We start from the raw sequence: 26,398 nt of genomic DNA, 5'->3' as shown, positions 1-26,398 counted from the left end.
CCGGCTTTGTCGCGCGGGGGCGGCAACGCAAATCCCCGTTCCGTCAGTGGGATAAATCCGTCCGTCAACGTCGCCGTCAACCGTGGTGAGCTTTTGCCTGCTCAGTGCCTGAATCGCCGCTTCTGGCTGATTAATAAACTGGTTGCGTGGCCTCCACTTAAGGTTGCCATTCCGCCTCATGCGACTCTGACTGGTAAAAACGCAGCCGACAGGCGGCATCACCGCGAGCCAGCGCGGTCTGCACCTCTAAACGCAGCCCCGGAAACGCGTCGGTTAACGCATGATCCCCTTCCATGCAGATATCGCATAGCGTCTCAATTTCGCTGGCGCCCCGCCCCTGCTGCCGCCAGCAGTTAACGTAAGGACAGTAGTGAAACAGGACGATAAATTCAGCCCGGCTGGCGCTAACGGGCTCCATCTCATAAACCTGAGATTCCAGCCCGCGGGTAAACAGCCCGGCAAACTCTTGCAAATCCTGGCGATCGCGCATTTGCGCACGCAGCTTATGCCCGATATCGCGGCCATAGTGGCGTATGGCTTCACGCGCAAAATCATCCTCGATATGACGTTGTCGGCTTTCGTCCAACAGGTAACCGATGGTAGCCGCGCGTTTTTCAGTAACGGCGCGCAGCGCCAGGGTCACCTCATCGTTTAAGGTGGCGGCGTTATGCGCCGGTTCCGAGCTTATTTGCGTCATGCGTTTATTCCCAGTCGGTATTCACTTTGACGTCGCTGGCGCCCGGCAGGGCATACACATCTTCGGCGTACCATTTCCGTGAGAGCTCAGCTAGCGTGCCGTCTTTTTTCAGGGCAACCAACTGCGCATCAATCGCTTTGATCAACTGCGGGTCGGTATTTTTTTTATACAAATAGACGTTAGGAAACAGGCCGACGGAATCCGAAGCTTTCAGATTGAGATTTAGCGCCTTATTTAACGCCAGCAGTGCGCCAATGGGATAAATCGCCGCATCGTATTCCCCGGATGCGACCGCTTTAAAGATATCGGCGGCGGACTGCTCGCCGTTGGGCTGCAGGTTAATTTGTTGGCCCGGATGTTTTTTGTTGTAGTTTTCAATCACCGTATAACGGGCGTCGGAGGTATGAATCGGCACCAGTTTTTTCTTACCGCTGGCGAGATCGCCAAGGTTATGAATATCGTTCTCATCGTTACGTACAATCAGGCGTAAATCGCTGATCCCGGTCGGCTCACCGGAGTGGTCGTATTTTTCCGCCCGCTCTTTGGTGAGATAAAAGTGATCCGCCGCAAGGGTATACGCGCCGGTCGACAGGCCGACGATCATCGCGTCGCGCGAGACCGCATTAAAATGAAACGTATAGTCGGTTAACCGCTGGTCCAGCACCTTTAACAGATCGCCATCGTAGCCGGTAATATTGTTGTTATCGTCAACAAAGCTAAAGGGAAAACCGTTAGCGTTAACGACAACCTCAATCGTCTTCGCGTTCGGACTTTTTTCAACCGCCTGCGCGGCGTTAATTCCCATTGCCAACGCCAGCGCACTCACCAGTAAAATTTTATTTTTCAAAATACCTTCCCCAAAATGATAACCGTGGAACACTCTTTTTTACGTTTCCTTGCCAGCGGGCGCGCAGAAACCGTTCTACACTGCGCAATGCTCTGGCAATTGCCAGGCACAGCACGATATAAATCACCAACACGACGCAATAGGCTTCGACAAAATGAAACCCGCGCGCGGCGGCGATATTGGCTTTCGCCATCAGATCAATAACGGTGATGGTGTAAACCAGCGAGGTGTCTTTAATCAGATCGATCAGCACGCTGGTGAAGTTCGGCAGTGCGGATACTGCCGCCTGCGGAAAAATAATGCGTCGGAACTGCGTGAACCCGCTTAGCCCAATTGACCATGCGGCCTCGCGCTGCCCCTTATCAACCGCGTTCCAGCCTGCGCGAAAGGTTTCGGCGAAATACGCGCTGAAAATCAGCGATAGCGCGGTGACCGCCGCTACCAGTGGCGAGAGTTTATAGTGGTACATATTGTCCTGCGCGCCGCCAAACAGCCCGGCGGCTATCCACGGCCAGACGTAAAAAAAGAAATACAGCATCACCAGTACCGGGACCGAACGGCTAAAGGAGAGAAATACCTTCGCCCCCCATTGAACGCCGGGAACCTGACGAATAATCACCCACGCCAGCGCCGCGCCCAGCAGAGTGGAAAAGAGTAAGGACAATAACGTTATCACCAAGGTGACCGGCAGCGCGCTTAAAATAAACGTAAAATTGTCCCGAATGAATGCCAGGCTAAACATGTTAATCTATCACTCCAGCAGGAACTGATACTTCTTTTCAATACGAGTGGTAAAATAGAGAATAATACTATTCAGCACCCAGTAAACGATAATAACACTAATAAATGCCGCGACCTGTTTAGACCCATAGCTATTTTGCGAAATCTTTTGTGCACGACCAAAAATATCTACAATACCAATAATATTGACCAGTGAGGTCATCTTCACGAGGTTAATTAAAAGATTACCAAAAACGGGAATGGCAATAATGAGCCCCTGGGGAAAAATAATCCGCAGCATTCCCTTATGCCAGGGAATATTCAAGCTGATAATGGCCTCTTTCTGGCCGATATCCACCGCACGCCACGCTGAACGCATCATTTCCGCAAAATAGGGACTGATGCTGACCGAAATAGACAACACCGCAAAGGTGGTATCGCTAATCCATAGCGGCGGCAGCGCCAGCGCAGTCAAAATTAATTTTCCGCCGAAGAAAAACAGCAGGATCAGCAGCGCCAGGGGGGCGCCACGCAGAATGTCGGTATACCCGTTTGCCACCGCGCTGAGCGGCTTAAAGCGACTAAACTGCAGCAGCACAATCAGCAGCGCGATCGTCAAACCAAGCAGCAGCGAGGCCAGCGTTATCCCGAGGGTCACGGGTAAATTTTCCAGCAGTTTCGGCAATATTCCGGCGATATCCTGCCAGTTAAAGAGCGGGTTATTGTTCATCATTAGCCTCAGGCATGATAGTGCAGTTGCGCCAGAAACGCCCGGGTTCGCCCCTGCTGTGCTGCGCCAAATATCTGTTCCGCCGGGCCCTGCTCAACGATTTCGCCGTTTTCCATAAATACCACCCGGGAAGCGACCTGGCGGGCGAACGCCATTTCATGGGTCACGATAATCATCGTCTGACCCGCAGCGGCAATCGTCTGAATAAGCTCCAGCACTTCACCAACTTTTTCCGGATCCAGCGCGGAAGTCGGCTCATCCAGCAGCAGAACGGCGGGGTTAATTGCCAGCGCCCGCGCAATCCCGATACGCTGCTTTTGGCCGCCGGAGAGACTGTGCGGATAGCTGTCTTTTTTATGCAATAACCCCACCTGCTTTAAGAGTTGTTCAGCAATATCCTGCGCCTCCTGACGCGGGCGCTTTTGAGCGTAAATCAGGCCTTCGGTAATATTCTGCAGTGCGGTCAGATTATGAAAGAGATTCCACGATTGAAAAACCATGGCGGTTTTTGCCCGTAGCTTTTCAATCTCCTTTTTGCCCGCTTTTGCGCAATCCAGCGCCACATCATCTATTCTTATTTGCCCGCTATCGGCAGGCTCCAGGAAATTAAGCGTACGTAATAGCGTAGTTTTCCCTGAGCCGCTGGGGCCAATAATGCAAATAATCTCGCCGGAATGAATACTGAGCGAGACCTCTTTTAGCACTCTTTCACCGGAGAAGCTTTTACTGATCTTATTAATAGTTATCATAATGAAATATTCGTGGATAATTTTTATTTGCCGCACGCCGGCGCTTATTGCTGCCTAAAAACTATATTGCTGCAGTTCAGATGATAGCAAACAAGAAAATCATCTATCGAAAGTTAAAAAATAACTTTTTATATATTTGTTATGACAATGAGGCTGAATTGTAATTTAACTTTCTTAACAAAACTGGATGGCGATACTTGACAATAATTATTCAAATTTACTGAACAATGAGAGCAAATTGTTTCGATTTTAATCATCCGACCGTCAGCCTATCATTTATCACATCGGGGCAACAACGCTCCAACACTGACAAAACACTTCAGGAATACGACCATGAAATCCATCAAAACTTTCGTTGCAGTTGCCGCACTCTCTATGATCTCTTTCGGTACTTTTGCTCAGAGCATCAGCGCCAGCGCTTCCACCCTGGACCGTGCAGAAGCCAAAATTGCCGCGCAGGCCGCAGAGCAAGGCGCGTCTTACAAAATCACCAGCGCTCAATTCAATAACCGCGTACATATGACCGCTGAGCTGACGAAATAAAATCGCCATATTGCCGGGCCGCCGGAAGAAACAGGCGACAGCGACAACACGATGAAATAAGGAACAGAACATGAAAAATATCGGCGTAGTCACCGCACTGCTGTTGGCCGCTACACTTTCGTCCGGCGTGATAGCCGCAGAGAAGAGCCAGACGCATCCGGAGGCGGGTTCAAATATCGATACATCGATGCATCAGAATCATATTGATGTCAGCCATGCCTTTGATAAAGAGAGCCTGACCGCAGGCAATCTTCAGTAAGACACTGCATAAGGCGCGCGTGGAAATATCCGCTGCGCGCTTTTTTTCTGCCCGTTTGACCATGGATTATCCGCCATAACTTCCGCTTTTGCCGTATCGATATACTGCGCTTCTACACCTCGTTGCTTCCTGACAGCACATTTTGCAGATAACACTGCTTTCATCATGCGTACCGGACAGGCATTGAAAGCAGAAGTTGTCTGTTTTACTCAATAGCGTCCGCAGGGTTTTCTGCCAGGGCTTTTATCCACTTTTTCCCCTCTGTTATAGAGTACGACTATCCAGATGGTAAATTACGTCGTAGCATCTATCATTCGACTGTATGACTCATAAGCAGGAGCGGATGACATGAGAGTTAATGGACTTACCAAAGGATTTTTCATCCTTATCGTCTTTATTGTAACCCTGGCCTTTTTTGATGTTCTCTCACCCTATTATTCCGCCATCCTCTGGGCCGCGATCCTTGCGGTGATTTTTAATCCGGTCAAAAACAAGATTCGTACCCGCCTCGGCGAGCGCAATGGCCTCGCGGCGCTGCTGACCATCGTCATTATCTGCCTTATCGTTTTTACGCCGCTGGCGATCATCCTCTCGTCGCTGGCCTACGAGCTGAACGTGGTGTATAGCAAACTTCAGCATAACGACACTCAGTTCCCGACGGTGGTCGCCAGTCTGTTTGCCCACCTCCCCGGCTGGGCGAGAAGTTTCCTTGCCGAGCACAACCTCGATAGCGCGCAGCAGATCCAGCAGCAGCTCTCCGATGTTGCGCTGAAAAGCGGCCAGTATCTGGCCGGCAGCGCGTTTCTGATTGGTAAAGGCACCTTTGGCTTTACCGTCAGCTTCGGCATTATGCTGTACCTGCTGTTTTTCCTGCTGAAGGATGGGCCTTACCTGGTGCTGTTGACCCTCGAATCCCTGCCGTTATCGAGCTACGTGAAGCAGCACCTGTTCGCTAAATTCGCCGCGGTCGCCCGCGCCACGGTAAAAGGCACTGTGGCTGTTGCGCTGGCGCAGGGGGCGCTGGGCGGCTTTGCCTTCTGGGTTGCCGGTCTGGACGGCAGTATTCTGTGGGGAGCGCTGATGGCGTTCCTGTCGCTTATCCCGGCGGTAGGCTCGGCCATTATCTGGGTGCCGGCGGCGATTTACCTCTTCGCCACCGGGCAGCTGTGGCAGGGCGCCTTTATCGTCGGCTTCTTTGTGATTGTGATTGGCCTGGTGGATAACATTCTGCGTCCGCTGCTGGTGGGCAAAGATACCAAAATGCCGGACTACCTGATCCTTATCGCCACTCTGGGCGGCATGGAGATCTACGGTATCAACGGATTCGTTATCGGGCCGCTGATTGCCGCCTTGTTTATCGCTTGCTGGAACCTGCTGTCGGGACGAGAGCATGCCGGTAACACTGATGAATTAGATGAAGAATTCATTGAGGAAGCGAAAAATAGCCGCAACGAATAGCTTCATCGGCCGGCGTCGGGCGCAAGGTGCGTGATGGAATCACGCCAGTACATAACACCATTAATTTTGAAAAAATTAGTAAATAAAACTTAACATTCAGCAAAGCAATGATAGGCTGTATCTGTCAGGAACGAAAATAAAGGATGATCAACCGTGAAAAAAATCACTACGCTAGCTGTTTCTCTGCTGACCGCCGCCTGCATGTCCGCTGGCGCCCTGGCCGCAGACCAGCCGCTGGAGAAAGTCGCGCCGTTCCCGAAAGCGGAAAAAGGCATGAAGCGTCAGGTTATTCAGCTGCCGCAGCAGCAGGATGAGTCAGCGCTGAAGGTTGAGCTGATAATCGGCCAGACGCTGGAAGTTGACTGCAACCACCATCGTTTAGGCGGGAAGCTGGAAAGCAAAACCCTGGAAGGCTGGGGCTATGACTACTATGTCTTTGATAAGCTGAGCGGCCCGGTCTCCACCATGATGGCCTGCCCGGACGGCAAGAAAGAGAAGAAATTTGTCACTGCCGGCCTCGGCGATGATGCCATGCTGCGCTACAACAGCAAATTGCCGATCGTCGTGTACGCGCCGACCAATGTCGATGTGAAATATCGCATCTGGCGCGCCGACGAAACCATCGGTAACGCCGTCGTCCGCTAAGGCGAATCGTCAAACCGACAAAAAAAACGGCAGCCCGCAGGCTGCCGTTTTTGTCAGCGCGTTTGTCAGAGCGCGATATCCGCCATCGGCTTACCACCGCTCAGCGGCTTCAGCTCCGCCTGCGGGGCTTCATCCGCCGCCGCAGCTGGCTCATATTTCAGCTCCAGCACTTCACTGGTCCACGCCAGCGCTTTCTCAATCTCCGCCGGGTTGCCATCAAGGCGAATACCGTAGGTCGGGATGATGGCCTTCAGCCTGGCCTGCCATTCCGGCGAATTGACTTTATCTTTAAACACTTTTTCCATCAGCTGCAGCATGATAGGCGCCGCCGTGGAGGCCCCTGGCGACGCGCCGAGCAGCGCCGCGACGGTGCCTTCGTCATCGCTGACCACTTCGGTGCCGAGGCGCAGTACCCCGCCCTTCTTCGCATCGCGCTTGATAATCTGCACGCGCTGACCGGCCTGCCACAACCGCCAGTCCTCTTTCCGCGCTTCCGGATAGTACTCGCACAGCGCGGCCAGACGATCTTTATCTTTCTGCATCACCTGGCTAATCAGATATTTCACCAGATCGAAGTTGTCCAGACCGACATTGAGCATCGGCAGAATATTCGAGGTATTCGTCGAGGCCAGCAGATCCCACAATGAACCGTTCTTCAGGAAGCGGGTCGAGAAGGTGGCGAACGGCCCGAACAGCACCACGCGTTTACCGTCGATAATACGGGTATCGATGTGCGGCACCGACATCGGCGGCGCACCTACTTCGGCCTGGCCGTAAACCTTCGCCAGATGGTGGTTCACCACCTCCGGATTTTCGCAGACCAGGAACTGGCCGCCGACCGGGAAGCCCGCATACTCTTTGGCCTGTGGAATGCCGGTTTCCTGCAGCAGCGTCAGCGCCGCGCCGCCGGCGCCGATAAAGATGAATTTCGCTTTAATGACCCGCTTCTGACGACGGTTGTCGGCATCCGCGAGAGTGACCGTCCAGCTCTTGTCGGCGTTGCGCTTGAAGCGACGTACCACGGTACCCAGCTGCAGGGAGAAATTATCATGCTTTTGCAGGCCGGCGATCAGCTGGCGGGTAATTTCGCCATAGTTGACGTCAGTTCCCACTTCAGTACGGGTGGCGGCCACCTTTTGCTGCGGATCGCGGCCTTCCATCACCAGCGGTGCCCAGGCTTTGATCTGCTGATGGTCTTCAGAATAGCGAATACCGCGGAACAGTTCGCTCTGCTGCAGCGCCGCATAGCGCGCGCGCAGGAAGTTGACGTTATCTTCGCCCCACACAAAGCTCATGTGCGGCACGCTGTTAATGAAAGATTTTGGTTTGTTCAGGACGCCGCGCGTCACCTGATGCGCCCAGAACTGACGCGAGATATGGAAGGCTTCGTTGATGTCGACCGCTTTGTCGATATTAATGCCGTTGGCGGTCTGCGGCGTGTAGTTCAGCTCCATCAGCGCCGCGTGGCCGGTACCCGCATTGTTCCACCCGTTTGAGCTCTCTTCTGCCACGCTGGACATTTGCTCAACCATGGTAATAGACCAGTCTGGCTCAAGCTCCTGCAGCCAGGTTCCCAGTGTGGCGCTCATAATGCCGCCGCCAATCAACAATACATCCGTCTCTTGCTCATGGCGGGTGTTGGTCCGAGTGCTGTTGGGACCAACCGCCTGTGAGCGTGGTACGGCCATCTTTTTATTCATCGGATTTGAGCCTTACTTTACTCGCTGTTTTTATTTAGCGCAGGTGATACGATTCTCACCACTCACGTTACCACCTAAGCTAAAAAATTTAAATATTGTTTAAATTTTAAGTTCCGTTTTGAGATCCGTTATAAAAATGTTTAATAAATGTATACATAAAATCACTTTTCATACTGGTAGCCTTGCGGATTCCGCGCTATCATCCTCGGTTTTGTGACAGACCGCACGGAAGCCGGGCCTGACACCGCTCCTCCTTTTTTTATAACCTGCGAACTTTTTTTATGCCGCCTGTTCCTGACTCCTCCGCTTCCGGCACTTTGCGTCCGATCCTCCGCTCCCCGTCGCTGCTGACGCGCGAAGTGCTGGCCGGCGTGCTTACCGCCCTGGCGTTGATTCCTGAAGTCATTTCGTTTTCGGTCATTGCCGGCGTTGACCCGCAGGTCAGCCTGGTTGCCTCGGTGGTGCTTTGCCTGGCGATGTCGGTGCTCGGCGGGCGCCCGGCAATGGTGACGGCTGCTGCCGGGTCGGTAGCGCTGGTGATTGGCCCGATGGTGCATCAGTACGGCGTGGGCTACATTCTGCCGGCGGTCATTCTGGCGGGTATGATTCAAATTTTGTTTGGCCTGTGCGGCATGGCGCGCCTGATGCGTTTTATTCCCCCGGCGGTGATGACCGGATTCGTCAATGCCCTTGGGATACTGATTTTCTTTGCTCAGGTACCGCATTTCTGGAGTCGCCAACCGCTGATCGTCGGCCTGTTCGTCCTGACGCTGCTTATCGTCCTGTGGGCGCCGCGCTTCATTAAGGCTGTCCCGGCGCCACTGATCGCCATTGTTGTGCTCACTCTCTATACCGTCACCACCGGCCAGCAGTTGCCCACCGTCGGCGATGAAGGCTCGATGAGCGGCGGCCTGCCAGGATTCACCGCCCTGACCGTCCCCCTGAACCTGGCGACACTGCAGATTATCTGGCCCTGCGCCCTCAGCATCGCCTTTGTCGGCCTGATGGAGTCCCTGCTGACGGCTAAGCTGGTGGATGATCTCACCCATACGCCGTCGAATAAATCGCGGGAGAGCGCCGGGCTGGGTATCGCCAATATCCTTGCCGGTTGTTATGGCGGTATAGCCGGCTGCGCGATGATCGGCCAGACCATCGTTAACGTGGAGATGGGCAAAGCCCGCAGCCGTCTCTCAACGGTGATCGCCGGTCTGGTGCTGCTCCTGCTGGTAACGGCGCTCAGCCAGGTGATGGCGCAGATCCCGATGGCGGTGCTGGCTGGGGTGATGGTGATTGTGGCGGTGAAAACCTTTAGCTGGCACAGCATTCGCCCGAGCGAACTGGCGCGTAATCCGTGGCCGGAAACGCTGGTGATGCTGGTGACCGTCGCCGCGACGGTGGGAACCAGCAATCTGGCGATCGGCGTGCTGGCGGGGATCGTCGCCATGGCGCTCATCCCCCGCCGCCTGCGCACGAAGGCGCAGGCTACATCAGAAACAGCGTCGCCAGACCAAGGAAAATAAAGAAGCCGCCGGTGTCGGTGATCGCAGTGATCATCACGCTGGAGCCGACCGCCGGGTCGCGCCCCAGCTTGACCATCACCATCGGGATTATCACGCCCATCATCGCCGCCATCAGCAGGTTGAGCATCATGGCCAGCGTCATCACCCCACCGAGCTGCGGATCGTCATACAGCCACCAGGTAATAGCCCCCATAATCCCGCCCCATACCAGGCCGTTAATCAGGGCGACCCCCATTTCACGCAGGATCAGGAAGGTAAAGCTGCCGGGCTGGATCTGCTGCAGCGCCATCGCCCGGACGATCATGGTGATCGTCTGATTGCCGGTATTGCCGCCGATCCCGGCGACGATCGGCATCAGCGAGGCCAGCGCCACCAGCTGTGAAATGGTGTGTTCGAAGCCATCGATGACCCTGGACGCGATAAATGCCGTACACAGGTTGACCGCCAGCCACGCCCAGCGGGTTTTAACCGCTTTACTGACCGGGGCAAAGACATCCTCTTCATCGCTCAGGCCCCCCATCCGGCGCAGATCGTTATCGGTTTCTTCATAAACCACATCGACGATCTCATCGATGGTCAGTCGCCCGATCAGCTTGCCGTCGGCATCAATGACGGCGGCGCTGAGTAAGTCATCACGTTCAAAGGTGCGCGCCACCTTCTCGGCCTCTTCGTGCGGCTGAAAGGTGACCGGATCGCCCTCCATCACCTCCCCTACCCGCTTCTGCGCATCGTTGAGCAGAATGGTCTGCAGCTCCAGCTCGCCGAGCAGCAGCTTGTTACGGGTGGTGACGAACAGCTTATCGGTGTTTTCCGGCATTTTACCCAGACGCCGCAGATAGCGCTGCACCGCCGCCAGCGTGGCCTCCGGTCGCACCGTAATGACCTCAAACTCCATGATCGCCCCGACGCTGTTGTCGGCGTAGCGCATAATCTGGCGAATACGGGCGCGCTTCTCGGCCGGCAGGGTCGCCAGCAGCCGTCCGGTCAGGTTGCGCGGCAGATGCTGCAGCAGGTAAACCTGTTCATCGATATCCAGCGGCTGCATCGCCTGCAGCAGCTCGGGGTCGCTCATCTTGTCGATGAGGTCGCCCCAGACGTTTTCTGAGGCTTCCAGCAGCACTTCGCCACGTTTATCGTCAGGCACCAGGCACCACAGCGCGGTGCGGGCGTCATAGGGGAGCGCTTCCAGCGCATCGGCGAGATCCGGCGGCGGCAGATGCGAGACCAGGATCTCGACTTCGGCCAGGTCATCGGCCAGCGTGCCTTCATCGTAACGTTCGGCCAGCGTCAGTTTGCCCAGCAGCGCGGAGGTCACCGCTTTATCGGTGCTCAAGAGCCAAATCAGACGAGCGCGCTCTTCGTCACGCAAGCGGGCGCTTTTTTTATGCAAAACGGACATCGATCGGGCAATCCTTTTGAGAATAGTGAGCCGGCCTGTGGGCCGGAAGCCTTAAGCATAGCGCGGGGAGGGGGAAATAATAACTGTCAGCAATGTAGTCGCTGAAAATTTCAGCGGCGCGGCGCCCGGGGTTTCCCCCGGGCTCGCGGCGAGCATCAGGCCGTACGGGCCACCGCATCGCGGGAAGCCTGCGCCCGCTCCTCCCCGGTGAGTTCGGACAGCTGGCCGGCACGCATCTCCAGCAGGCGGTCGGCGTGCTGGAAGTAGTGATCGTCATGGCTGATGGCGAACACGGTTTTCCCCATCTGCTGCATCAGCGGTAGCAGCACCTGGTAGAACTCGCGGCGGAAATGCGGGTCCTGATCCGCCGCCCATTCATCCAGCAGAATGATGTCCCGGGACTCGGCCAGCGCCAGCAGGAGCGCCACGCGCTTCTTCTGCCCTTTCGACAGCCGGAGGTCGGCGATTTTCCCGTTCTCCAGCTGCAGCTTGTGGGCCATTTGCAAACGCTCCAGCCACGTTGCCACCAGCGCCGGATCGGCCTCCTCGCCCTGCGGCCCGAGCAGACGGTCAAACAGCCAGACATCGGTAAACACCGCGGAGAACAGTTTGCGGTACTCCTCTGGCCTCTCCGCCGCCAGCGGCTGGCCGTCCACGAGGATCTGACCGGAAACCGGCTGATACAGGCCGGTCAGGAGCATCGCCAAAGTTGACTTGCCGCTGCCGTTGCCGCCGATCAGAAACACCAGCTCGCCGCGTTTCAGCGTCAGGTTAAGCGGCCCTACCGCAAAGCGCTGGTCCGGATAATGGAAAGTGACATCGCGCATTTCCAGCGTTTGCCAGTCAGGATGCGCCTGCGGCCGGGGAAATTCGGCTTGATATGGGGCGAGAGAGAACTGGCGCAGCTTGTTAAACGCCACCTGGGCGCTGAGCAAGGTGGGCAGCGCGCCGACGGCGGAGAGCAGCGGCGTGCGTAGAAACAGCAGCGTCAGGGAATAGGTCGCCGCCACGGCGGTATCGGCCCAGCCGAGGCTGTTGGCCATCCAGAACACCAGCCCGATGGCGCCAAGCATCATAATATTCGACCAGTTAACCGCGCTGAGATGGAAGGTATCGGCGCGAACGATATGGTGCCGATACTCCCGGGCATCCGGGAGGTAGAGCTGATTAAACACATACTCCGCGCGCTCGCGGTTGAGGGTCAGCTCTTTGCGCCCCTCCAGCACCGTCTGGTAGTCGTGATACAGTTTATCTTCCGTTTCGCGCAGGCTGGCCATATGTTTGTACACCCTCGACACCAGCACAAAACCGCCCCAGATGGTGAGCGCCATCCACAACGCCGTCACCAGCATCATTTTTCCTGACAGCCAGGCCAGATAGCCGGCAGAGCCGAAGGTCAGAATGATCCCCTGCACCAGCTCCGGCAGGCGCACAAAGGCGATGGTGATGTTACGGATATCGCTGGTCAGCCCGGCAAGCAGCGACGCGCTGCCGATCTTCTCCACCTGTTCAATCTGAGTATCGAGGATGCGTTTAACAAATTCGCCGCGCAGACGATAAACAAAATGGTGGCCGAGGGTGGTCAGCGCCAGCTGGGAGCCCAGCGTCACCGCCATCAGCAGCCCCAGCAGGCCAAGAAACTCCGGCAGGACCCGCAGCGAGGTATCGACAGCGGTAATCAGGCGCAGGTTAATGAAGGCGATTAAGCCGATACCCAGCGCGGCGCTGAGCAGACTGAGGGCAATCACGCCGAGAAACGGCCAGCGATACTGACGCCAGACGAGAGAGAGAAGTTCCATAACAGGCTATCCGGAAAAGCAAAACAGCCAGCAGTTTAAACGGCTCGCCGATGACATCAAGAATAATTCTTATTTTAATACTGGCGACTGCCCGCCTGCCGAAAAGTGAGGTTGTAACGACAGTCGCCCGTTTCGGGGTGATGACCGGCTTTCAGCGGCTGAATACCATGATAAAACAGACGCGACTCGCCGCCCCAGACCACCACATCGCCATGCTCCAGCAGCAGCCGCTGCAGCGGGTCGCTGCGTTGCAACCCGCCAAACTGAAAGATGGCCGGCAGACCCAGCGAGACCGAGACGATCGGCGCCTGCAGATCCTGTTCATCTTTATCCTGATGCAACGACAGTTTTGCGCCCGGCTGATAGCGGTTAATCAGACAGGCGTCGGGGGAAAAGTTCGGATAGCCGCCGGCGGCGGCTGCCGCCAGGGCCAGTTCGCGGAATACGGCAGGCATCGGCGGCCAGGTTTGATCGGTTAACGGGTCGACCGGGTCGTACAGGTAGCCGTAGCGATCGGTGGTCCAGCCCAGCGCACCGCAGTTGGTCATGGCGACTGACATGGTGTATCCACCCGGCGTGACCATCTGGCGAAATGGCGACTGGCGGGCGACATCGGCAATCGCCTGCAGCAGCGCCGGGGCGCGCTCGCGGGCGAAGCGTCGGAGCACCACCGCACCGGGTGCCAGCGGCTCCTGCCACGGTGGCGTATCGCTAAAGAGATCGAGCATTATTCCTCCTCGTGTTGGGCCTCGCGCGCCAGCAGCTGCGCTTTCCGCGCCGTTCCCCAGCGATAACCGGACAGCGCGCCGCCCTCCCGTACCACCCGATGGCAGGGAACGATCACCGCCAGCGAATTCGCCGCGCAGGCGCCAGCCACCGCTCTTGCTGCTCGTGGCAGACCAATATACTCTGCCACCTGGCGGTAGCTGCGGGTCTCGCCCGCCGGGATCTGCCGCAGCGCCTGCCAGACCTGCAGCTGAAACGCAGTGCCCTGCAGATCCAGCGGCAGCGACACCGGCCGCCGGCTGTCGTCGAGGTGAGCGAAAATCTCCGCCATCTGACGACGGAACTCAGGGTCTCCCTGACGCAGCTCGGCGTTGGGAAAGCGCTGGCGCAGGTCGTCGAGCAATGCCGTATCGTTATCGCCCGGCAGAACCGCGCAGACGCCGCGCTCACTTTGCGCCACCAGACAGCGACCCAGCGCGCAGTCGCCCGTCGTCCAGGTCACCACGGTGGCAGCGCCGCCACGGCGAAACTGGCTCGCCGTCATGCCTAATGCCGCATCGGCCTGACGATAATAGCTGCTGCTGTCGGGAAAACCGGCTGCCAGCGCGGCGCGGGTCACCGTGTTCCCCTGCTCCAGCGCTTCCCGCAGGCGTCCGGCACGCCACGCCTGTTGCCACGCTTTGGGGGTCATACCGGTGACGGATTTAAACAAACGGTGGAAATGAAAAGGACTGACCGCCAGCTCACGAGCCAGCGCCTCAAGGGTCAGGGGCGCGTCCTGCTCCAGCAACCGGCAAGCTTGCGCCACTTTGTCGACCCTTTGCTGCTGGGGATCGTCTTTATCCGGCTGGCAGCGTTTGCAGGGGCGGAACCCCGCCGCCACGGCGGAGGCGACGTCGGCAAAAAAGCGCACATTTTCCCGCCGCGCACGACGCGAGCGGCAGGAAGGGCGGCAGCAGATGCCGGTGGTCAGTACCGCGAAGACAAACTGACCATCGGCCCGGGTATCACGTTCGCAAACCGCCTGCCAGCGGCGGTCATCGGTATCGGCAACTATCGGTTTCATGACGAGGCTCCTGCTGTAAGTGTATCCTCAGTCTGCGGCGACGCCCGCAGCAAAAAACCCGCAATCTTGCTTTTTAATTTTTCTCGCCGACGAGGAAGGTGCGGAACTGTGGCGACATCCAGGTTTTAAACCCCTCGCCCTCTTTGACGATCATATAGACCGCCAGCCCCTGCTCGCGCACCACCTGCTGCGCTTTTTCCGGCCCGAGCACCATCAGTCCGGTATCCCAGCCATCCGCCTCCAGGGCCGTTGGCGCAATGACGGTGACGGAGACCAGCTTATGGCTTATCGGCTGCCCGGTCTGCGGATCGATGACGTGCGAGATACGTTTGCCGTCGAGTTCATAGTAATTACGATAGCTGCCGGAGGTGCTGATGCCGTGACCATTGATGTCGACAATCGCCTGGACGGCGTTTTCCCGGTCGGTCGGTTTCTGTATCGCCACCCGCCAGGGCTTACCTTCGCCGTTCATCCCGCGGCTCACCAGCGCCCCGCCCACCGACACCAGATAGCGGGAGATCCCCTCCTGCTCCATCAATCGCGCGAGGTGATCGGCAGCATAGCCCTCTCCCACCGTGGAGAGATCGACAAACAGGTCGGGGATATCTTTTTGCAGGAACTGCCTGCCGCTCTGATTGATAACCTGCAGATGCTGCAGGCCGGTGCGCGCCTTCGCCGCGGCAATCGCCTGCGCATCCGGAGTGGTGACCGGCTGTTTATCCGGGCCAAAGCCCCACAGATTGACCAGCGGCCCCACGGTAATATCCATCGCGCCGTGCGTTTTGGCGCCAATCCGCAGCGACAGCGTCACGATGTCCGCCATCGCTTCGCTCACTGGCCAGGGCCGGGTATCCGCCGCGTGGTTGAAACGCATCAGCGCCGAGTCGTTTTTCCAGGTCGACAGCAGGCGATCGTCGGCGTCCAGCTGGGCCTGAACTTTATCGCGCAACGCCTGAGCCTTTGCCTCATCCACGCCAATGACGCTGACCCGCCAGAAGGTGCCCATCGTTTTGCCATCCAGCACGGTGGCCGTCGAGGTGGGGGTCGCAGGGGTGGTGGCTGAATCGCAGCCAGAGAGCAATACGCAGACGCCCAGCATTGCGGCGCGAAAGAAAGTCATGTCCATTAATCGAGGCTCCTCTTACCAGGGCGACAAGAGTATACCAGCGAGGTTAAACCAGACATAAAAAAAGGCGCCAGAGGCGCCTTTTTCTTGTGCAGCTTGCGACTTAGAACTGGTAAACCAGGCCCAGTGCAACCACGTCGTCGGTAGAAACACCGGCGTTGCGGGTGAAGCTGTTGTCGTCCAGCAGGTTGATTTTGTAGTCAACATAGGTGGACATGTTTTTGTTGAAGTAGTAGGTCGCGCCAACATCAACATATTTCAGGAGGTCCTGGTCGCCGTAGCCTTCCAGATCCTTACCTTTAGACTGCAGGTAAGCAACGGACGGACGCAGACCGAAGTCGAACTGGTACTGAGCAACCACTTCGAAGTTCTGTGCTTTGTTAGCAAAGCCCAGGGAACCGGCGCGGGTCGCGTTGTAGGTCTGGGTGTACTGAGTCGCCAGGTAAACGTTGTTCGCGTCGTATTTCAGACCACCGGTGTAGGTTTCAGCGTTGTCGCCGTTACCCAGAACCAGGTTGTTCTGATCGTCGGTACGTTTAGAGTGAGAGAACGCGAAACCAGCGCTGATGCCATCAAAGATGTCATAAGTTACAGAAGTACCGTAGCCGTCGCCGTTCTGTTTCTGCGCGCCACGACCGTTGTTGGTCGCGCCTTCGCCGCTGACGCTGCCGTTTTTACCCTGGTATTGCAGAGCAAAGTTCAGGCCGTCAACCAGACCGAAGAAGTCAGAGTTACGGTAGGTTGCCACGCCGTTAGCACGGGACTGCAGGAAGTTGTCAGAACCGTAGGTGTCGCCGCCGAATTCCGGCAGAACGTCGGTCCAGGACGTTACGTCGTATACCACGCCGTAGTTACGACCGTAGTCGAAAGAGCCCGCGTCGCCAAATTTCAGACCGGCGAATGCCAGACGAGTCCATGCCTGATCGCTGGAGCTTTCAGTGTTGTTCGCCTGAACGTTGTATTCCCACTGGCCGTAACCGGTCAGCTGGTCGTTGATCTGAGTTTCGCCTTTAACGCCTACACGCATGTAGGTTTGGTCGCCGTCTACGCTCTTGTCGTCAGAGAAGTAGTGCAGGCCATCGATTTTACCGTACAGGTCTAATTTGTTGCCATCTTTGTTATAAATTTCAGCCGCATTTGCTGCGCCTGCTACCAGCAGAGCCGGTACCAGGAGGGACAGTACTTTAACTTTCATGTTATTAACCCTCTGTTTGTTATATGCCTTTTATTATGCCACTGCTTACTGATTACCCTTCTAATCAGTCGGCTATTTCATTGTGCTGCAAAATGCAGAATAATCCAACAAGAATATGATACTAAAACTTCTAAGATGTTTCAAAATGCCCACAAGATGTTTCAATTTGTAAATTTGGCGGAACTTTTTGCACCGCAAAATGGTCTGGGAAATACGCACTAATAATCAAAAAAAATATTTAACCATTTATAATCAATCACATACATAGAAATAACCCTATAGCACTGAATGGTAAAACAAAACTATCATTGGTGACTAAAATAACAGTCGCTATCATCATTAACTTTATTTATTACCGTCATTCAGTTCTGAATGTCTGTTTACCCCTATTTCAACCGGATGCCTCGCATCCGGTTTTTTTTACCCTTCTTTACACAACTTTAATTTATCTGTGCTACAGCCAAAGATTCCCTAACGACTATTAATCAATCAATTAGCTTGTTAGTTGCTCTTATTCAGCCAATGTCTTGTTATTTCGTGCGATTCTTATCCCCACATTTTGTCAATATCGCTACTGGTCAGCGTTGATGGCGCGGTTTCATTTGCGCTTCGATTCTAAGATAATTCCTGGAGGGTATCGCGCCGCTGGCACCATTCTGTAGTATGGATTTACGCCATTAGCCTTTATACTGCCTGCAGCATCTGCTTTGTTGCCAGTTACTCTGGCGCTACATCCTGTTTACAAACAATGATGAGTCGTTCAGCCACAAGATGACCCCGAAAAAATTCTCCCTGATCCCCGGCAACATCAGCCGCTTCTTCATTTTGATGGTTATTGTCCTGCTGGCGACGATGGGGGTGATGATTCAAAGTGCCGTCAATGCCTGGCTGAAAGAGAAGAGCTATCAGGTGGTTGATGTCTCCCACGCCTTGCACCAGCGCATTGACACCTGGCGCTATGCTACCTGGCAGATTTACGACAATATCGCCGCGACCTCGGCTAACGCTTCGAGCGGTGGCTTGCAGGAGACGCGTTTAAAACAGGACGTCTACTACCTTGAGAAGCCCCGGCGTAAAACCGAAGCGCTGATTTTTGGCTCCCATGACAGCTCGACCCTCGAGATGACGCAGAAAATGTCCGATTATCTCGATATTTTGTGGGGCGCGGAGACCATCCCATGGTCGATGTACTATCTCAATGGTCTGGACAATAGCCTGATTCTGGTCTCAACCCTGCCGTTGAAGGACCTCTCCTCAAGCTTTAAAGAGTCAACGATCAGTAGCGTGGTGGAATCCCGGCGCGCGGAGATGCTGCTGCAGGCCAATACCCTTGATGAGCGCGAGACCTTCTCGCCGCTGCGCCATCTCGCCTGGCAGAATGCGCACTACTTTACGTTACGCACCACCTTCAACCAGCCCGGACACCTGGCCACCGTGGTCGCTTTCGACCTGCCGATTAACGATCTGATCCCGCCGGGCATGGCGTTGGACAGCTTCCGTATTGAGCCAGACCCGTCGCAAAACCTTGCCACCAATCCTGACAAAGAGACCACCGACCATATCGGGATCACTTTTAACGGCATGCAGATCGACATCGCCACTGATATCAGCACGACCGGTATGCAGTTACTCTGGACGGTACCGCTGAGCAGCATGCTGCTGGCCGCCCTGCAGAATATTCTTCTGCCGCTGCTGCTCAACATCGGCCTGCTGGCGCTGGCGCTGTTTGGTTTTACCACCTTTCGTCACTTTAAAGGACGCAGCAGTCCGTCTGGCGCCGGGCTCCCTTCCGCCGCCAACAGCGAACTGCGTCTGCTGCGCGCTATTAATGAAGAGATTGTTTCTTTGCTGCCGCTGGGGCTGCTGGTCCACGATCAGGAAGCCAACCGAACCCTTATCAGCAACCCTATTGCCGACCACCTGCTCCCGCATCTGAATCTGCAGAACATCACCAATATGGCGGACCAGCATCAGGGGGTGATTCAGGCCACCGTCAACAACGAGCAGTATGAAATCCGCCAGTATCGCAGCCAGGTCGCGCCGCGCACGCAGATCCTGATTATCCGTGACCAGGACCGTGAAGTGCTGGTCAATAAAAAGCTCAAGCAGGCCCAGCGCTTGTATGAGAAAAACCAGCAGGGCCGGGCGGCCTTTATGCAGCACATTGGCAGCGCCCTGAAGCAGCCCGCCCTGACTCTGGCGGCAGAGGCGGCGGCGCTCAGCAGTACAGAGAACCGGACGCTGGCGCAGCACGCCGATGAGCTGGTCAAACTGATCGATGACATTCAGCTTGCTAATCTGCTGGAAAGCGACACCTGGAAAACCAGCCAGGCGCTGTTCTCGGTTCAGGAACTGATCGATGACGTTGTACCGGAAGTTCTGCCGGCGATGAAGCGCAAGGGTCTGCAGCTGCTGATCAATAACGCGCTCCCTGCCGGTGAGCAGCGCTACGGTGACCGTGAAGCCCTGCGACGCACACTGGTGCTGTTAATCCAGTATTCCATCACCACCACGCCTATCGGCAAGATCACCCTCGACGTTTGCCAGGACGAGTCGGCCAGCGATCGTTTGACCTTCCGCATTCTGGATACCGGCAACGGCGTCTCGGCAAACGAGATCGATAATTTGCACTTCCCGTATCTCAACGCGACCCAGAGCGATCTGTACGGCAAAGCAAACGCCCTCACCTTCTGGCTGTGCGACCGCATGACGCGCAAACTGGGTGGGCAGTTGACCATCAAAGCGCGGGAGTCGCTGGGGACTCGTTATACCCTGCATCTGAAAATGCCGGCCAGCGAAGAGGCGCCAGAGGCGGGCGAACATCTGCTGGATGACGTTATCGTCCTGCTGGATGTGACCTCCAGTGAAGTGCGGCGGATTGTCACCCGCCAGCTGGAGAGCTGGGGGGCGTCCTGCATCACGCCGGACGATCGGGCGACAAGTCAAGCGTTCGATCTGTATTTAACGGATAATCCGTCTAATCTTACTGCTTCGGGCTTGCTTTTAAGCGATGATGAGGTGGGGATACGCAAGATCGGCCCGGGACAACTGCGGGTCAACTTTAATATTAGCACGGCGATGCAGGAGGCTATCCTGCAGCTTATTGAGCAGCAGCTGGCGGAGGAGGCGGTTCAGCCCGCCACCTCAGGAAACGAGAGTAACGCCGAACTCCATGCCAGCGGCTATTACGCACTGTTTGCCGATACGGTACCGGATGATGTTCAGAGATTGTATACTGAAATCGAAGCGGGTGATTTTGCTGCTCTGGCGCAAACCGCCCACCGCCTCAAAGGGGCATTTGCTATGCTTAATCTGATACCCGGCAAGCAGTTATGTGAAACGCTTGAGCATCTGATTCGCGAAAAGGATGCGCAAGGCATAGAAAAATATATCAGCGACATTGACGCTTACGTCAAGAGCTTGCTGTAGAAGGTAGCCTTATACATGAACACTATGAACGTAATTATTGCCGATGACCATCCGATCGTACTGTTCGGTATTCGTAAGTCACTTGAGCAAATTGAGTGGGTGAACGTCGTTGGCGAGTTTGAAGACTCCACGGCCCTTATCAACAATCTTCCGAAGCTGGACGCCCATGTGCTGATCACCGATCTGTCCATGCCCGGTGATAAATACGGCGACGGGATCACGCTGATTAAATACATCAAGCGCCACTTCCCGGATCTGTCGATCATTGTTCTGACCATGAACAACAACCCGGCGATCCTCAGCGCGGTGCTGGATCTGGATATCGAAGGGATCGTCCTCAAGCAGGGTGCGCCAACCGACCTGCCAAAAGCGCTGGCCGCGCTGCAGAAAGGGAAGAAATTCACACCGGAAAGCGTCTCTCGTCTGCTGGAAAAAATCAGCGCCAGCGGCTATGGCGATAAACGCCTGTCGCCGAAAGAGAGCGAAGTGCTGCGTCTGTTCGCTGAAGGCTTCCTGGTGACCGAGATCGCCAAAAAGCTCAACCGCAGCATCAAAACCATCAGTAGCCAGAAGAAGTCGGCGATGATGAAGCTGGGCGTGGAAAACGACATTGCGCTGCTGAACTACCTCTCCTCCGTCTCGCTGAGCTCGACGGATAAAGAGTAATCCCTTTGCTTTCTCCGTCTCGCCCCGGCGAGACGGAGCTCCCCGTTATTCCCGCCCGTTACGTACCCGCGCCGCATACACCGTCAGCGTTTGCTTCAGCACGTCAAGCGTCACCGGCTTGGACAGACAGCTGTCCATCCCCGATTCCAGACAGCGCTGCTTCTCTTCCGCCAGGGCATTGGCGGTGACGCCGATCACCGGCAGCGTCAGGCCAAGCTGACGAATGCGCTGCGTCAGACGATAACCATCCATATTGGGCATGTTGACGTCGCTGAGCACGATATCGATATGCTGTTTGCTAAGTACGTTGAGCGCGTCGACCCCGTCGTTAGCGGTCACGCACTGATAGCCGAGCGATCCCAGTTGATCCGCCAGCAGACGGCGGTTAATCGGGTGATCGTCGACCACGAGGATCATCATGTCGTCGTTATTACCGATCTGCGCGTCCGGCGCCATCAGCGCCCGGCTATTCTCCGCGCTGTCGAGGGCGACGTGGAAAATACGCCCCAGCAGCGGCAGCAGTTCATGCGGCGTCGTCACGCTGTGCAGCCACTCACCGGCGGCTCGCTCCTGCGGGATGCCGATATGGCGGCGGCAGAAGATAACCATCGCACTTCCCCGCCAACCCGCCTGCGCTTCATCGTCAGTCAGCAAGACATCGTCGGCATCCGGCGTTTCTCCGGCATGGCGGCGTACCGTCAGGCCGTGATAGCTGAGCAGCGACGTGACGAACATCGCCAGCGAGGTATTATGGATTGCCAGCCAGCAGGTCTTGCCAGCGAAACCGTCCGCCGTCACCTGCGGTGTATTCTGCACGCCATACAGCGGGATACGGATGGTAAAGCGGCTGCCCATCCCCGGCTCCGTTTCCACGGCGATATCGCCATCCATCATGCTGATCAGCTTTTCACAGATCGCCAGGCCAAGGCCGGTGCCCTGGAAGTTTCGCTGCACGCCGGTCCCCACCTGGAAGAAGGGGTCGAACAGGCGCAACACCTCTTTCGCCGGGATCCCCTCCCCGGTATCGCGGACGCTAATCTGCAGATAATCCCCCGCACACTGGACGTGCAGGATAATACAGCCGGTGTCGGTGAACTTGATCGCATTGCTCAGCAGGTTAGAGATCACCTGCTGCAGGCGCATCGGGTCGCCGGACATCTGCTCCGGGACATCCGGCTCGATAAAGCAGTACAGACCCAGCTGCTTGCGTACCACCAGCGGCAGATAGTTGGCAGAAATATGGTTCATCACTTCGCGTGGGGAAAACTCCCGCGGCTCGATCTTCAACTGCTCAGACTCGATTTTCGAGAAATCGAGAATATCGCTGATGATTTTCAGCAGCAGGCTGGAAGAGTTGTTCATCGCCGTCACCAGGCGATCAACGCCCTTCGGCAGGGCCTTCGTCTGCAGTAGATCGAGGTTACCGATGATGCCGTATAGCGGGGTACGCAGCTCATGGCTGACGGTCGCGAGGAACATCGATTTCGACTGGCTGGCCTGTTCAGCCGCCTGGGCCATCTCCTGCAGCGACTCCTCCATTTTCACGCGGGCGGAAACGTCCACCAGCACACAGATGGCGACGTTTTCATTGCGATAACGCGAATGGACAAAGCTAATCTGCAGGTTGGTATGGTTACTGGTCAGCACATCGACAAAGTTGACCTGCTGGCCGCAGATAATCTGCGTCAGCCGCTGGCGATCCTCATGGGTCAGCATGTTCAGGTAGTTGTGCGCCAGCTCGTTACTGAGAATATTGGTCCCGTCGACGGTGCGCAGAATACAGATCCCCACCGGGGCGGAGGCCACGATTTTGCGGTTGAACTGTTCATGCTCTTCCAGTCGCTGAGCATCATTTTCCGCCGGGATAAAAATGCGCCGCTCATACATTCGCGCCAGCGCAAACAGCATTGCCCCGGTCAGGATATTGAGAATGATGGCGTTGATGATGAGCATGCGGATCCGCTCCAGCACCTGGTCCACCGAAACGGAATAGACGATGCTTAAGGAGGACGGCGCCAGGCTTTTTTTCAGCACCAGCTCGCGAAAGCCGGCGCTGTAGCCAAACCACATCCGCTCCTGCATCCACTTCGCTTCGCTCTGGATTTTGCCTTCCGCGCCGGCCAGCGAGATCAGCGGCTGGCCGTTATCGTCAAAAATCGTCACGCTCATCGGCAAACTGCCCGGCGTGAAGAAGCTTTCCATACGGATGGTCTGCTCCACGCCGAGCATCGCCTGCAGACGGTTGGCCATATAGACCGGGGTCAGGGCATAAAAGTAGCCCACGCCGGGACGCACGCCCTGGCTTATCCAGAACAGGTTGTTGCCTCGCTCGTTTTGCGGCGCGTTGCGATATTGCTCAATGTGCTGATGCAGGACTTTCAGCGCCTGATCGCGCTCAATCGGCACATCCCGCAGGCCAAAGTTGGCCATGCAGAGGTTATCGCTGCCAATGAGAAAGATGCGGTTAAGGTCGTAAGCAGCGGTAAAATTATCCCGCCAGTAGCGCATAAACCACGCCAGCGATTGCAGCGAATTACGCCAGGTGGTGCTCATCGCGCTGCAATCGGAATCAGGGTACAGGGGTTCAAAGTTGGGCACTGCTATATCGCTATTTTGCCCTTGCGCTACCGCATCCCCTGCCGACAGGCGGTTACCGGCGACGTACTTCAGCTCTTTAATCACATCCGCCGTACGCTGAATATAGCGCTGGGCCTGATCGGCATTGAGATTGAGCTCCTGATGGATCTCGGCTTCCCGCTCGTGCAGGGCATTAACGATATAGAACACAGAGACAAACGCAATCAGCAGCCACAGCAATACCGCCAGCGCTCTGAACAGATAACGTGAAACCTTCAGGGTTGTATGAAACGAGGCAAGATATTTCAATGTGGCGATGCTCGGCCGTCAGGGACTCAACAGAATGGGGTTAAAGTAGCGGTAAACCAGCTTTGCCGCAATGTTAATGCAAAAAGGGCCGGGAGAATACCCGGCCCTTTCAGAACATTTACCGCGGACGATTACTCTTCGTCTTCGGCGATGTCGTCATCGGTATCCGCTTCCGGGGCGATATCGTCATCGCCTTCCGCTACGCTACCGTCGATGGCATCCAGTTCTTCGTCGTCCACCGGCTCTGCCACGCGCTGCAGACCCACCACGTTTTCATCTTCCGCGGTGCGGATGAGGATCACGCCCTGGGTGTTACGGCCCACGATGCTCACCTCGGAAACGCGGGTACGAACCAGCGTCCCGGCGTCGGTGATCATCATGATCTGATCGCAGTCATCCACCTGCACGGCGCCCACCACGGAACCGTTACGCTCGGTGACTTTGATCGAGATAACGCCCTGAGTGGCACGCGATTTGGTCGGATACTCCGCCGCTGCGGTACGTTTACCGTAACCGTTTTGCGTCACCGTCAGGATCGCGCCTTCGCCGCGCGGAATAATCAGCGAGACGACGCTGTCATTTTCCGCCAGCTTGATGCCGCGTACGCCGGTGGCGGTACGGCCCATGGCGCGAACGGCGTCTTCTTTGAAGCGCACAACCTTACCGGCCGCGGAGAACAGCATCACTTCATCCTGACCGGAGGTCAGATCGACGCCGATCAGCTCATCGCCTTCGTTCAGATTGACCGCGATGATACCGGCGGAACGCGGACGGCTGAACTCGGTCAGCGCGGTTTTCTTCACGGTACCGCTGGCGGTCGCCATAAAGACGTTGACGCCCTCTTCGTACTCGCGGACCGGCAGGATGGCGGTGATACGCTCATCGGCTTCCAGCGGCAGCAGGTTGACGATCGGACGACCGCGCGCGCCGCGGCTGGCTTCCGGCAGCTGATAGACCTTCATCCAGTACAGACGGCCGCGGCTCGAGAAGCAGAGGATGGTGTCATGGGTGTTAGCCACCAGCAGGCGGTCAATGAAGTCTTCTTCTTTAATGCGCGCTGCTGACTTGCCTTTGCCGCCACGACGCTGTGCTTCGTAGTCGGTCAGCGGCTGATACTTCACATAGCCCTGATGCGACAGGGTGACCACCACGTCTTCCTGGTTGATCAGATCTTCGATGTTAATATCAGCGCTGTTGGCAGTGATTTCGGTACGACGTTCGTCGCCGAACTGGTCGCGGATCAGCTCCAGCTCTTCGCGAATCACTTCCATCAGACGGTCGGCGCTGCCGAGAATGTGCAGCAGTTCCGCGATCTGCTCCAGCAGCTCTTTATATTCGTCGAGCAGTTTTTCATGCTCAAGGCCGGTCAGTTTCTGCAGACGCAGATCCAGAATCGCCTGGGCCTGCTGCTCGGTCAGGTAGTATTTACCATCGCGCACGCCGAACTCTGGCTCCAGCCATTCCGGACGCGCGGCGTCATCACCGGCGCGCTCCAGCATCGCCGCAACGTTACCGAGATCCCACGCCTGGGCAACCAGCGCCACTTTCGCTTCTGCCGGAGTCGGCGCGCGACGGATCAGTTCGATAATCGGGTCGATGTTGGCCAGCGCAACGGCCAACGCTTCGAGGATATGCGCCCGGTCGCGTGCTTTGCGCAGTTCAAAAATCGTACGGCGGGTCACCACTTCGCGGCGGTGACGTACAAACGCGGCGATGATGTCCTTCAGGTTCATGATCTTCGGCTGACCATGGTGCAGAGCAACCATGTTGATGCCGAAGGAGACCTGCAGCTGGGTCTGGGAATAGAGGTTGTTGAGCACCACTTCCCCTACCGCATCGCGCTTCACTTCAATCACGATGCGCATCCCGTCTTTATCAGACTCGTCACGCAGCGCGCTGATGCCTTCCACGCGTTTTTCTTTCACCAGCTCGGCGATTTTCTCAATCAGGCGCGCTTTGTTCACCTGATACGGAATTTCGTGCACGATGATGGTTTCGCGGCCGGATTTCGCGTCCACTTCCACTTCCGCGCGGGCGCGGATGTACACTTTACCGCGACCGGTGCGGTAGGCCTCTTCAATGCCACGACGGCCATTGATAATGGCGGCGGTCGGGAAATCAGGGCCTGGAATATGCGCCATCAGCCCTTCAATGCTGATGTCTTCATCGTCAACATACGCCAGACAGCCGTTGATCACTTCCGTCAGGTTATGCGGCGGTATGTTGGTGGCCATCCCT

Annotated in this window: 21 protein-coding genes; 7 read left to right on the top strand and 14 right to left on the bottom strand. The window is 56.3% G+C overall.

Translation table 11 applies throughout. The annotated features are described in order from the left end of the window. Positions 1-157: 157 nt before the first annotated feature. Genes CWM53_RS05460 through CWM53_RS05440 form a run of 5 tightly spaced genes read right to left on the bottom strand, consistent with a single transcriptional unit; the run spans position 158 to position 3,743 of the window. Positions 158-697 carry an L-2-amino-thiazoline-4-carboxylic acid hydrolase gene (locus tag CWM53_RS05460; protein WP_100730117.1) on the bottom strand — a complete coding sequence of 180 codons (540 nt, stop codon included), beginning with the start codon at positions 695-697 and terminating at the stop codon, positions 158-160. A gap of 4 nt (positions 698-701) precedes the next feature. Next, positions 702-1,544 (bottom strand): transporter substrate-binding domain-containing protein, encoded by an 843-nt coding sequence (locus CWM53_RS05455; RefSeq protein ID WP_100681029.1) that lies wholly within the window; start codon positions 1,542-1,544, stop codon positions 702-704. Beyond that, the gene (locus tag CWM53_RS05450) at positions 1,534-2,286 is read right to left on the bottom strand and encodes an amino acid ABC transporter permease (protein ID WP_100730116.1); all 753 of its coding nucleotides are present in this window, start codon (positions 2,284-2,286) and stop codon (positions 1,534-1,536) included. Before CWM53_RS05450 ends, CWM53_RS05455 begins: the two co-directional genes overlap by 11 nt. Before the next feature lie 9 nt (positions 2,287-2,295). Continuing rightward, a complete protein-coding gene (locus CWM53_RS05445) occupies positions 2,296-2,994 on the bottom strand; it encodes an ABC transporter permease subunit (RefSeq protein WP_061156331.1) in 699 nt (232 codons plus the stop codon). Positions 2,995-3,002: 8 nt separating this feature from the next. Further along, positions 3,003-3,743 carry an amino acid ABC transporter ATP-binding protein gene (locus CWM53_RS05440; RefSeq protein ID WP_008803988.1) on the bottom strand — a complete coding sequence of 247 codons (741 nt, stop codon included), beginning with the start codon at positions 3,741-3,743 and terminating at the stop codon, positions 3,003-3,005. Positions 3,744-4,076: 333 nt separating this feature from the next. Here CWM53_RS05440 and CWM53_RS05435 point away from each other — a divergent pair, with 333 nt between their 5' ends. From CWM53_RS05435 to eco, 4 genes are all read left to right on the top strand, one after another. Beyond that, positions 4,077-4,286 carry a YdgH/BhsA/McbA-like domain containing protein gene (locus CWM53_RS05435; RefSeq protein WP_004102265.1) on the top strand — a complete coding sequence of 70 codons (210 nt, stop codon included), beginning with the start codon at positions 4,077-4,079 and terminating at the stop codon, positions 4,284-4,286. Between the two features lie 70 nt (positions 4,287-4,356). After that, complete coding sequence (locus tag CWM53_RS05430) at positions 4,357-4,545, top strand: hypothetical protein (RefSeq protein WP_074387972.1); 189 nt, start codon at positions 4,357-4,359, stop codon at positions 4,543-4,545. Between the two features lie 348 nt (positions 4,546-4,893). Next, complete coding sequence (locus CWM53_RS05425; RefSeq protein WP_008803986.1) at positions 4,894-6,003, top strand: AI-2E family transporter; 1,110 nt, start codon at positions 4,894-4,896, stop codon at positions 6,001-6,003. Between the two features lie 153 nt (positions 6,004-6,156). Further along, positions 6,157-6,648, top strand: coding sequence for a serine protease inhibitor ecotin (gene eco, locus CWM53_RS05420; RefSeq protein WP_032733375.1), 492 nt, complete (start codon positions 6,157-6,159; stop codon positions 6,646-6,648). A 65-nt stretch (positions 6,649-6,713) separates the two neighbouring features. Here eco and mqo read toward each other — a convergent pair whose 3' ends face one another. After that, positions 6,714-8,348, bottom strand: coding sequence for a malate dehydrogenase (quinone) (gene mqo, locus CWM53_RS05415; RefSeq protein ID WP_032733376.1), 1,635 nt, complete (start codon positions 8,346-8,348; stop codon positions 6,714-6,716). A 359-nt stretch (positions 8,349-8,707) separates the two neighbouring features. Here mqo and CWM53_RS05410 point away from each other — a divergent pair, with 359 nt between their 5' ends. Continuing rightward, positions 8,708-9,868, top strand: a complete 1,161-nt coding sequence (locus tag CWM53_RS05410; RefSeq protein ID WP_074388007.1) for a SulP family inorganic anion transporter — start codon at positions 8,708-8,710, stop codon at positions 9,866-9,868. On the opposite strand, the gene mgtE is transcribed toward CWM53_RS05410, so the two are convergent. The 6 genes from mgtE to CWM53_RS05380 form a co-directional block, all read right to left on the bottom strand. After that, positions 9,831-11,267 (bottom strand): magnesium transporter, encoded by a 1,437-nt coding sequence (mgtE, locus tag CWM53_RS05405; protein WP_061153827.1) that lies wholly within the window; start codon positions 11,265-11,267, stop codon positions 9,831-9,833. The two genes, CWM53_RS05410 and mgtE, sit on opposite strands and share 38 nt — an antisense overlap. Before the next feature lie 155 nt (positions 11,268-11,422). Beyond that, positions 11,423-13,066 carry a multidrug ABC transporter permease/ATP-binding protein gene (locus tag CWM53_RS05400; RefSeq protein WP_074387970.1) on the bottom strand — a complete coding sequence of 548 codons (1,644 nt, stop codon included), beginning with the start codon at positions 13,064-13,066 and terminating at the stop codon, positions 11,423-11,425. 74 nt (positions 13,067-13,140) lie between these two features. Next, positions 13,141-13,794, bottom strand: a complete 654-nt coding sequence (gene alkB, locus CWM53_RS05395; protein WP_074387969.1) for a DNA oxidative demethylase AlkB — start codon at positions 13,792-13,794, stop codon at positions 13,141-13,143. After that, complete coding sequence (gene ada, locus CWM53_RS05390) at positions 13,794-14,858, bottom strand: bifunctional DNA-binding transcriptional regulator/O6-methylguanine-DNA methyltransferase Ada (RefSeq protein ID WP_100730115.1); 1,065 nt, start codon at positions 14,856-14,858, stop codon at positions 13,794-13,796. The genes alkB and ada overlap by 1 nt, the downstream gene beginning before the upstream one ends. 73 nt (positions 14,859-14,931) lie before the next feature. Next, positions 14,932-15,984, bottom strand: a complete 1,053-nt coding sequence (gene apbE / locus CWM53_RS05385) for an FAD:protein FMN transferase ApbE (RefSeq protein ID WP_074387967.1) — start codon at positions 15,982-15,984, stop codon at positions 14,932-14,934. A 103-nt stretch (positions 15,985-16,087) separates the two neighbouring features. Beyond that, positions 16,088-17,179, bottom strand: coding sequence for a porin OmpC (locus CWM53_RS05380; protein ID WP_061153822.1), 1,092 nt, complete (start codon positions 17,177-17,179; stop codon positions 16,088-16,090). 771 nt (positions 17,180-17,950) lie between these two features. On the opposite strand from CWM53_RS05380, the gene rcsD reads away from it, so the two are divergent. Further along, on the top strand, positions 17,951-20,608 hold the full coding sequence (gene rcsD / locus CWM53_RS05375) for a phosphotransferase RcsD (RefSeq protein WP_074387966.1): 2,658 nt from the start codon (positions 17,951-17,953) through the stop codon (positions 20,606-20,608). Positions 20,609-20,623: 15 nt separating this feature from the next. Next, the gene (gene rcsB / locus CWM53_RS05370) at positions 20,624-21,274 is read left to right on the top strand and encodes a response regulator transcription factor RcsB (RefSeq protein ID WP_004201684.1); all 651 of its coding nucleotides are present in this window, start codon (positions 20,624-20,626) and stop codon (positions 21,272-21,274) included. Between the two features lie 45 nt (positions 21,275-21,319). On the opposite strand, the gene rcsC is transcribed toward rcsB, so the two are convergent. Then, positions 21,320-24,160: a two-component system sensor histidine kinase RcsC gene (rcsC, locus tag CWM53_RS05365; RefSeq protein WP_100730114.1), complete on the bottom strand. Its 2,841-nt coding sequence runs from the start codon at positions 24,158-24,160 to the stop codon at positions 21,320-21,322. A 131-nt stretch (positions 24,161-24,291) separates the two neighbouring features. After that, positions 24,292-26,398: DNA topoisomerase (ATP-hydrolyzing) subunit A (gene gyrA, locus CWM53_RS05360; protein WP_100750724.1), on the bottom strand; the 2,107-nt coding region annotated here is incomplete at its 5' end.

It is taken from the genome of Klebsiella sp. A-Nf5, assembly GCF_002810545.1.
GTDB lineage: Bacteria > Pseudomonadota > Gammaproteobacteria > Enterobacterales > Enterobacteriaceae > Klebsiella > Klebsiella variicola.
This window is presented reverse-complemented; position numbering and strand designations above follow the sequence as displayed.

Coding starts and splice junctions, on each gene's coding strand:
- CWM53_RS05380 (WP_061153822.1), bottom strand. CDS start 17,179: ATGAAAGTTAAAGTACTGTCCCTCCTGGTACCGGCTCTGCTGGTAGCA.
- CWM53_RS05440 (WP_008803988.1), bottom strand. CDS start 3,743: ATGATAACTATTAATAAGATCAGTAAAAGCTTCTCCGGTGAAAGAGTG.
- CWM53_RS05460 (WP_100730117.1), bottom strand. CDS start 697: ATGACGCAAATAAGCTCGGAACCGGCGCATAACGCCGCCACCTTAAAC.
- rcsB (WP_004201684.1), top strand. CDS start 20,624: ATGAACACTATGAACGTAATTATTGCCGATGACCATCCGATCGTACTG.
- CWM53_RS05435 (WP_004102265.1), top strand. CDS start 4,077: ATGAAATCCATCAAAACTTTCGTTGCAGTTGCCGCACTCTCTATGATC.
- CWM53_RS05450 (WP_100730116.1), bottom strand. CDS start 2,286: ATGTTTAGCCTGGCATTCATTCGGGACAATTTTACGTTTATTTTAAGC.
- ada (WP_100730115.1), bottom strand. CDS start 14,858: ATGAAACCGATAGTTGCCGATACCGATGACCGCCGCTGGCAGGCGGTT.
- mqo (WP_032733376.1), bottom strand. CDS start 8,348: ATGAATAAAAAGATGGCCGTACCACGCTCACAGGCGGTTGGTCCCAAC.
- rcsD (WP_074387966.1), top strand. CDS start 17,951: ATGACCCCGAAAAAATTCTCCCTGATCCCCGGCAACATCAGCCGCTTC.
- apbE (WP_074387967.1), bottom strand. CDS start 15,984: ATGGACATGACTTTCTTTCGCGCCGCAATGCTGGGCGTCTGCGTATTG.
- CWM53_RS05445 (WP_061156331.1), bottom strand. CDS start 2,994: ATGAACAATAACCCGCTCTTTAACTGGCAGGATATCGCCGGAATATTG.
- CWM53_RS05425 (WP_008803986.1), top strand. CDS start 4,894: ATGAGAGTTAATGGACTTACCAAAGGATTTTTCATCCTTATCGTCTTT.
- mgtE (WP_061153827.1), bottom strand. CDS start 11,267: ATGTCCGTTTTGCATAAAAAAAGCGCCCGCTTGCGTGACGAAGAGCGC.
- alkB (WP_074387969.1), bottom strand. CDS start 13,794: ATGCTCGATCTCTTTAGCGATACGCCACCGTGGCAGGAGCCGCTGGCA.
- CWM53_RS05400 (WP_074387970.1), bottom strand. CDS start 13,066: ATGGAACTTCTCTCTCTCGTCTGGCGTCAGTATCGCTGGCCGTTTCTC.
- CWM53_RS05430 (WP_074387972.1), top strand. CDS start 4,357: ATGAAAAATATCGGCGTAGTCACCGCACTGCTGTTGGCCGCTACACTT.